We start from the raw sequence: 8613 nt of genomic DNA on the forward strand, positions 1-8613 counted from the left end.
GCCACCACATCGACCGAGATTTCCGCATCGTCCGGGATCGCAGGTGCGGAAATCACCGGCGGGACTTGTTCATGAGCATACTCCCCGGGAATTTCTATNGATCATGCGTAATTCCCGACCAGCATGACCCGCAGGCCCCGCGCGCCCAAGCCCTCGGCCACCACATCGACCGAGATTTCCGCATCGTCCGGGATCGCAGGTGCGGAAATCACCGGCTGCGCGATCCCTGCCGCCCGGCTCGACAGCTGGCCCGGCTTTATCAGCAGGGGCGCGGACAGCATCGACGCGCCGTTGACCTTCACGTCTAAGCGCAGGCCGCCCGTCTCGACCGGGGACTGATCAGCCAGGACCAGCGACGCACGTAGGCCGGTGATCGTCAACGGCCGCGCAACCCGAACCGGCGACAGGCGCGAGCCGACACGCACCACCGCCTGATCGGCATAGCATTGCAGGATCAGGTCGACGGGCTGGCCGGTGGGCATCAGCGTGGCAATCTTACAGGCGCGAGCCGACACGCACCACCGCCTGATCGGCATAGCATTGCAGGATCAGGTCGACGGGCTGGCCGGTGGGCATCAGCGTGGCAATCTTGGCCGGGCAGGGGATCAGCTTCACCTGATCATCCGCCCCGGTCATGGGATAAGCACCGTCCCCGTTCGGCCCACCATTGGCCGTCCCCGCCCGCCATGCGTCCAGTTCGGCGACCGAGCGCCGCCACGCGGCCAGCCCGGCCCCGGCCTTGGCCACCAGTTCGGCAAAACTGGCCTGATCGTCGCTCATGCGTCACCCGAAGGCGTGGTCAGCCCAAAGCCGTCGACCAGCGGGTCCACTTCCGCGAACGTCTCGCCCTCGCCCAACTGCGCCTCGATTTCGGCGGGAGGGCATGAGATTTTCCGGCGCGGCTCACCGTCCGCACCGCTGACAAGATACAGCGTCACCGTTTCACCTCTTCAATGTCGAAATTGGAGCCGACTTCCATGAACCCGGCGTCGTTGCCCCCGCCGTAAGCGACGGCTTCGATCCAGAGCGTGTGCTGCCCGGCGGGCAGGCCCGCGAAGGTTCGGCCAAAGTAGAATGGAATGCGGACGGATCGGGCATCGTTGATCACCGCCGAAGGCACCCAATACCAGATCGTATCCATCACCACGTCCTGCCCGTTCGTGGTCCGGCCAATCTGGAAATAGCAGGCGTAATCACGGCCGGGGCGAGGGCGCATGAGGGATTCGATGCGAAGGCCGCTCTCGGCCAGCTTTTTGTTGACGACGACGCTTAGATATCGCGTCTTTTGTCCGCTGTTCTGAGGCAGCGCCACATTGGCCGCCAGTTCCGAACCATAATGCTGGCGGATCGCGTCCGACTGGATGTTGTCGGTTCCTGCTACATCGCGGTCCAATTGCCGGACCTTGATATGGTCAAAATAGGCGACGCCATCCTTGATGATCAGCGGATAGATTTCACCGATGCCGTTCGGATCAGGATCGGCCACGCTAAATTCATCGGCGACAATCTTGAACTTGCCGATGCCGCCCCCGGCCATTCCGACAAAGCCGGTGATGGCCTTGTCACCCCGGATGGACAGGACAGCCTTGGCATTGCCCTCGCTGTCGACCGTGCGTTGCTCGGTGATGAAGGCTTGGTGCAGTTCGGTGATCAGCCCCAGCTGTTGGGTGACTTGCCGCCACGTCAGCCCGTCCGCATTGGTGTTGATGCGATCCTGTTCGACCCGCCATGTGCCATTACGCATCTGTTCGGCAGCGATCGTCAGGGCGTTCAGCTGGAGATCCGCAAGCACCGTGGCGGCCGGGCGAGCGCCTTGCACGGTGCCGTCAGGTTGCTTCACCCCGCCGATCGGCGCGTTGCCCGTCGCGCCGTTGGTCGCGTTGTCCTCCGGCTTGGTGCCGTCAGGGTCGCCCAGATCGGGCCAGCTGACCAGCGGCGCGGTCTTGTCGGCCGCGCTCAGGCCCTCGATCGACAGCGACAGCTTCGAAACCCCCGGTCCGACCTCAACCGAGAAATCCCGGAAAAAGCCGTAGACGGTCAGGCAGTCGANCGCGCTCAGGCCCTCGATCGACAGCGACAGCTTCGAAACCCCCGGTCCGACCTCAACCGAGAAATCCCGGAAAAAGCCGTAGACGGTCAGGCAGTCGAGCCCATCCTGCCCGATCCATAGCGACGGCATCGCCCGCACCGTGGCGATGCGATTGGCGACGATATCGAGTGCGTCCGTCCGGATCAGCGCCTTGGCGGTCATGCGCTTGGCAAAGCCGCGCTTCACAATCGTCACCTCGCCGAAGTCGTCGACCGTCTTGCGGCTGAAATCGGTGATTCCTGCCGCTGGGGACGCCTCGGTCGTGCCCAGCGCCACGACACGGCCGATCAGCAGCGTGCCGACCGTCACCGCACCCGCCCCCGCGATCGTCACCGTGACCCGGCCCTTGCCGCCCAGATCAAGGAAGGTGACGGCCCCGCCGGTAACGGCCTGCGTCCGGTCATAGCCATCGGCCTGCACGCGCACCGTCGCGGCCTTCACRTCGAGCAGCGCCACGCCCTCGATGCGCGCCGYCTCCAGTCGCATGGTCATCTGGCCATCGGCCTGCGCCACGGTGCCAAGCGCCTGGTCAAATGGTGCCCAGCGCTTCGACGGGCCGGTATCGAGCCATTNCTCCAGTCGCATGGTCATCTGGCCATCGGCCTGCGCCACGGTGCCAAGCGCCTGGTCAAATGGTGCCCAGCGCTTCGACGGGCCGGTATCGAGCCATTGCCCACCGGCCGCCAGYGGATCGGCMCCGCTATTGGCGACAAGCGCCTCATAGACCCGGTGCTGGCGCARCACCTTTGCGCCCTTGGTATAGCCGGTCGCGGCCGCCCAAGCGGGCGCATCATCTTCCGCCACGCTGGAGGCGGTCAGGATCGCCTCGGTGACGGCGTAAGGCTGGAGCAGCTGAAGCGTGCTCGGGCGGCCATCCGGCGCGGGATCGCCGCCCGGATCGGCCCCGGCCTCGGTYTGGGCCAGCCCCTCCACCGACAAGGTGCAATAGGACAATGGCGGGACCGCCATGTCGATATCGAAATCCTTGTAGAAGCCGGCGGGGCTCAACCAGTCGAACCGATCATCCGCGATCCAGCGCGCGGACGTGGCGCGCAGATCGGCCAGACGCCGTTGCAACGCGCTGGCGTCATCGGATGGCACGGCCAGCCGCACCGACATGCGGCGCGCGAACCCGCGCTGCACGACCGTCGTGACACCGAAATCATCGGTGACGCGGCGGCTATAGTCGATGATGCCGACCGTGGCCGACGCCTCCACCTCGCCCAGCGCGAACCGCTCGCCGGAGGCGTTTACGACTTCCATCATGCCGCCGCTCCCGCCACGCTGACCGCTTGCCCGCCATGCTCGGCGGTGACGGTATCGAGCGTCTTTTTGATGCCCCCGGTGTTGCTCGCCGTCGCCGCATGGCCCGCGTTATTGTCCTGCCGCAGCTGCGCCACTTCGTCCCGCAGCTGGCGCAGTTCGGCGACCAGATCGTCATTGGCCGGGGCCATCGCCTGCGCCGTGTCGACGCCCGGCATGGGCGAGGCCGAACCCGCAACCAAGCCGTTGCCGGTCACGGGGGTAAAGCTGCGCCCCTGAATGGCCGCCCACGTCGCTTCCAGCTGGGCGGCGGTCTGGGCGCGAACCCGGTCCAGTTCCTGCCGACTGGTCGCGGCATTGGCCGCAGCGGTCAGCAGCGACTGCGACAGGCTGGGCAGCAGCTTGGCCGCATCCTGATCGCCGCCCCGCGCCGACGCATTGGCGGCGTTGAACTGGCCCATCAGGCTGGCGAACGATCCATCCCCGCCCGCCTCGGTCAGGCCCCGGATACGCTTGACCTCATCCATGATGCTGTCACCCACATCGGACCACGCCTTGCGTAGTTCATCGGCCGCCTTGGCGGCTTCCTGCGCGTCCTGAATGGCCCAGATTTGCATCTGCAACGCCCGGTTGCTGCTATCCAGCTTGGCCAGATCAAGCGCCCGGATCGCAGCCGTATTGCCCTGCACCTCCAGCAAGCGGCGCTGCAGATCGGCGCGTTCGCTGGCGATATCGGCCGCACTTTTCACGCCCTCCAAGGCCGATTGCAGATCGGCAAAGGCAGGCGCCAGCTTCAGCAGCGTGGCATAGGTCGYCTGTCCGGCCGCCGTGGTCAGGTCCTGCGCTTCGACCAGCGAGCGGAAGGCCGACAGGCTGGCGGGCATCGAGAGGCCAAGGCTGTCGAACACTTTGCCAAGCTGGGCGGTCTTGGCGGCCGATTGTTCGGCCTTGCTGTAATAGGCCTGAAAATAGGCGTCCGTGGCGCTGCTGAAGGCACTGACGCTTTCGAACTGCCCGACCAGCCCCATTTTCGCGTCGATGCCCAGCGCCTGCGCCGCGCCGCCCAGCGCGGTCAGGGCAGTGGTCGCGGCCTCCACCGTCGACGCGACCCGCACCAGCGTCTCAAACGCACCTTCCCCGACCTTCGCAAAGCGCTGGAAACCGGGGAATGCCGCATCTGCCATGCGATCGGCCGCCGCACCGAATACGGCGGTCAGCTTTTCCTGAACCTGCGTGCCTGTCAGGCCCTTCAGGTCGAACTGCCCGACCAGCCCCATTTTCGCGTCGATGCCCAGCGCCTGCGCCGCGCCGCCCAGCGCGGTCAGGGCAGTGGTCGCGGCCTCCACCGTCGACGCGACCCGCACCAGCGTTTCAAACGCGCCTTCCCCGACCTTTGCGAAGCGCTGGAAACCGGGGAATGCCGCATCYGCCATGCGATCGGCCGCCGCACCGAATACGGCGGTCAGCTTTTCCTGAACCTGCGTGCCTGTCAGGCCCTTCAGGTCGATTTTGCCGATATCGAYGATAAAGCCGTTCAGGCGGTTCTGGATATCGCCGGTCGCTGYGCCCAGCGGCCCGGCCGCCGCGACGATCGCCGCGTTGAACTCCTTCAGGATCAGCGTGAACTGATTCTCCAACCCCGCATCCGCCCCGGTATATTGGGTGGAATAGGACTTGCCGGTCGTGATCCCCAGGAACCGCTTTTTCTTCTCAACGTCCGAATAATAGGACGCATCGAACCCGCCCGACAGGATGCTGCCCAGCGACTGCGCGCCGCCATACAGGCCATTGCCGACAACGGTGGTGGTGGAGCCGAACAGCGAGCCGACCAGCCCCTTCAGGCCGCTGAACAGCCCGCCGATCACCGGGATTTTGGACAGGATGCCCAGCGGGTCGACCGCACYGGATAGCAGCTTGCCGGTCAGGTCCGTCTTGAACCCCTCGGCCACGCCCCCSGACGCATTGATGTTGCCCGCCCGCACGACGACAYTGGCCARCCCGCCAATCTGGCCGTCGATCGACCGCAGCGAGGTGGCCATTTCGCGCGCATAGACGGAGGTGACGGTATCCACCTCCTTCAGGGCATCCAGCGACCGTTTCAGGCTTTCCGATTTGGCCGCGCTATCGCCCAGCACCGTGCCGGTGCCCGCATTGGCCTTGGGCAGATCACCGCCGCCCTTGCCGAACGCTCCGGCCACGGACAGCCCGATCGACGCCAGCACGGCCGCTGTCGCAGCTCCGGCCGCGATGTTCAGCGGGAAGGGCAGGCCTGCAATCGCCTTGGCCACCGCCTCGACGGCATGGGCGGCCGACCGCGCGCCGCTCTTGGCGATGGCGCTGCCCGTCTCGATGGCATCCTGCGCCACGGCACGCACCGACAGGGCGAACTGGACGGCGCGGAACGCCTTTTCGGCCGCCGCCATCGCCTCATACCCGGTCGAACCTTCGTCGAAGAACCCGCGCGCCGATGCCGCAAGGTCCCCGTACATGGCGATTTGCATCGTGCTGGACCGAGCCGCGTAGAGCGCGGAAACCTCGCGCTCCTTGCGCGCGCGGACTTCTGCCACCGTGATTTGGCTGGCATCCCGCATTTCCTTCTGCTGCCAGTCGTTCAGGCGCTGGCGGTCGGACAGGTGCCCCGCAAAGACGGACGCCACATCGCCCAGAGCGCGGCCCGCCTCGCCAAAGGCTTCCGCCATGCCTTGCCCCGCATTCTGAACATTTGCCGCGATCGCGTCGAACAGTTCGGCCTGATGCTTCAACGAGTCGTTGTAGGCATTGGTCAACAGCTGGATTTGCTGCTGATTTTCGGCAATCTGGACTTGCTTGGCGACGTAATCGTCCGCGAACTTGCCCGTGAAGTCATGGTCCGGCAGTTCCTGCGTGGCCTTTAGCGTCGCCAAAGCCTTGATCCGCTCGGCGTCCGTTGCGCCGATCAGATCCCGTTCCTTTTCCAGCTGCGCCAACCGGCGATCGGCGGCCTGATCGGCCGCGAAGAAACGCGAACCGATGGCGGCCGCGTTCGATCGCTTCTGGGCGTCGTGCAGGGCGTCCAGCGCCTTTTGCGCCTCGGCCGCCCCTTTGGTCAGGCCGCGCTGCTGTGCGGCCTCCAGAGCCGCAAGCAAGGGCAATTCCGCAATCCGGTCGCGCAGCATCTCGTTGGCGCGCCCCGCCGGGATCAGGCCATCGGCCACGGCCGCATTCACGTCAGCCTGAATCCGCGACTGATCGGTCATCGACTGGACGGACTTCGCGCCGTCCGCCACACGCTGCGCAATGGCCAGTTCAATCTGGCGGTTTACAGCCGCCTCGATATCGCCGCGCTGGCGGATGGCTTGGCTTTCCGCGCGCACCCGCGCCTCGGCGATCAGCGCGGCAGAGCCCGACACGCCATAGGCATCGGCCAGCGAATAGAGGTTGCGGATGGACGCCTGCACGGCCTCGGCATCACGGGCCAGCTGCGCGGCGTGGTTATCCCGGTTGCGGTGATAGCGATCCGCGACACGCGCATAAGCGTCCTGCGCCTGCGTCTCGCGCTCCTGCTGCGTCAGCACCTGATTGCCCAGCTGAAGCCGGGTCAGCTGCTGCTGCGCCGCAGCCTTGTCGGTCTGATTACGCGCGGCCCCTACACGGGCCTGCGCCTGCGCGATCAGGTGGGCGCGTTCCTGCGTCGTGATCCACTGGCCAGAGGCGTTGCGGTTGACATTGATGGTGTCGGTGACGGCCGAATAGTCATGGCGCAGGGCACCAATCTGGGCGGCCGTCAGGCCGGTCGTATCCGCCAGCCCCTTTTGCAGGATGCGCTGCTGGGCAAGCAAATCGTTGAACTGCTTCATGCCGCTGGTGTTGAGCGCCTGCGATGCGTTCAGCGCGGCAATCTGGTCCTGATTGCGCCCGGCCGCCGCGTTCGGTCCGATGGGCATGGTGTTGCCGGTGCCGATCAGATCGACCGCCCAGCCACCGACATTCCGCTTTAGCCAGGCATCATAGGACGCCCCGGCATTCTTGATCCGCTGATCAAGGCGACCGAACATTACCGCCACGCCGGACACGGCATCGCCCAGCGCATCCATGTAATGCGCCAGCCCGGTGGCCTCATGGCTATTCGCGGCCAGATCGGCGGTCAGGATGCGGGTCAGCTCGGACGCGGCCTTCTCGCCATCCCCCTGCGCTGCCAGTGCGCGGATATGCTCATATTGCGCGCCGGTCAGCAGCCCCAGCTGCTGCGTGAAGGTGTCGGCCGCCCGCGCCGGATCGGACATGGCCTCGGCGAGTGCGGCTTGCGCGGCGGGGGCATCCTGTCCGGTCAGCTTGGCATATTTCTCGACNGGCCGGCGCGTGCGCCGCCCTCGGATATGCTCATATTGCGCGCCGGTCAGCAGCCCCAGCTGCTGCGTGAAGGTGTCGGCCGCCCGCGCCGGATCGGACATGGCCTCGGCGAGTGCGGCTTGCGCGGCGGGGGCATCCTGTCCGGTCAGCTTGGCATATTTCTCGACATTGGCCGCCAACGCGGTGATCGTCTGGCCGCTTTCGATCCCGGCSRTMGCGAAGGCCGCGACGCTATCGCGGGTGGCCGACAGCGACCGATTGCCCGCCGATGCGGCGGCCTCGGCGAACGTCTCCAGCTGCTGCGCCGTCTGGCCGGAGGTGCGGCCAAGNCTATCGCGGGTGGCCGACAGCGACCGATTGCCCGCCGATGCGGCGGCCTCGGCGAACGTCTCCAGCTGCTGCGCCGTCTGGCCGGAGGTGCGGCCAAGCCCGGCCGCGACACCCTCCAGCCGCTGCATGGCAATGCCATATTCGCCCAGTGCACGAACCGCCGCGACAGCCGCCAGCGCCGTGCCCGCAAGCAGCACATTGGTGGGCGTGAGGTAGGGCACGACCTTGGCAAAGCCGTCGACGACATATTTCAGCACGTCCTGCCCCAGCTGGCGCATCGATGCGGCCGCGCTGCCCCCGCGCGCCTCAATCTGCTGGAACACGTCCCAGATTTGCGGCCCCTGCTGCACAAGGATCATGAACGGGTCCATGCCCATGGAGGCGGTCACGCCGACGTCAGCCAGATTGCGCGTGAGGTTCAGCGTCTCATAGGCAGTCAGGCGCTGCGCCTCGGTCATGTCCTCATGCGCGCCCGTTACGCGGTCCAGCAGCGCCTGTTCCATCCGCAGCTTGGCCGCATATTCGTCCAGTCCGATCGCGCCCGCCGAAACGAGTTTGCGCGCATCTCCGATTTCCTTGTTGAACCGGGACTGGGCGGCATA

At 66.2% G+C, this 8613-nt stretch carries 4 protein-coding genes and 2 pseudogenes; all 6 read right to left on the reverse strand.

What is annotated here, in order from left to right; translation table 11 throughout:
* Nucleotides 1-101: 101 nt before the first annotated feature.
* A complete protein-coding gene (locus ASF14_RS15815) occupies nucleotides 102-482 on the reverse strand; it encodes a hypothetical protein (RefSeq protein WP_056437113.1) in 381 nt (126 codons plus the stop codon).
* Nucleotides 483-495: 13 nt separating this feature from the next.
* Nucleotides 496-780 (reverse strand): hypothetical protein, encoded by a 285-nt coding sequence (locus tag ASF14_RS15820; RefSeq protein WP_056437116.1) that lies wholly within the window; start codon nucleotides 778-780, stop codon nucleotides 496-498.
* Nucleotides 777-938: a hypothetical protein gene (locus ASF14_RS21625; protein ID WP_156361233.1), complete on the reverse strand. Its 162-nt coding sequence runs from the start codon at nucleotides 936-938 to the stop codon at nucleotides 777-779. Before ASF14_RS21625 ends, ASF14_RS15820 begins: the two co-directional genes overlap by 4 nt.
* A gap of 2413 nt (nucleotides 939-3351) precedes the next feature.
* A partial coding sequence (locus ASF14_RS15830) for a hypothetical protein (protein WP_236697098.1) occupies nucleotides 3352-7680 on the reverse strand: 4329 nt, incomplete at its 5' end.
* A gap of 1 nt (nucleotide 7681) precedes the next feature.
* A pseudogene (locus ASF14_RS22600) lies at nucleotides 7682-7977 on the reverse strand (phage tail length tape measure family protein); the annotation flags it as partial.
* Nucleotides 7978-8011: 34 nt separating this feature from the next.
* Nucleotides 8012-8514 (reverse strand): annotated as a pseudogene (locus ASF14_RS22605) (phage tail length tape measure family protein); the annotation flags it as partial.
* Nucleotides 8515-8613: the final 99 nt, after the last annotated feature.

Source organism: Sphingomonas sp. Leaf257 (genome assembly GCF_001422185.1).
Lineage (GTDB): Bacteria > Pseudomonadota > Alphaproteobacteria > Sphingomonadales > Sphingomonadaceae > Sphingomonas > Sphingomonas yabuuchiae.

What these genes read in the sequence shown, in the direction of transcription:
- ASF14_RS15815 (WP_056437113.1), bottom strand. Translation starts at nt 482, where the DNA reads ATGCCCACCGGCCAGCCCGTCGACCTGATCCTGCAATGCTATGCCGAT.
- ASF14_RS15820 (WP_056437116.1), bottom strand. Translation starts at nt 780, where the DNA reads ATGAGCGACGATCAGGCCAGTTTTGCCGAACTGGTGGCCAAGGCCGGG.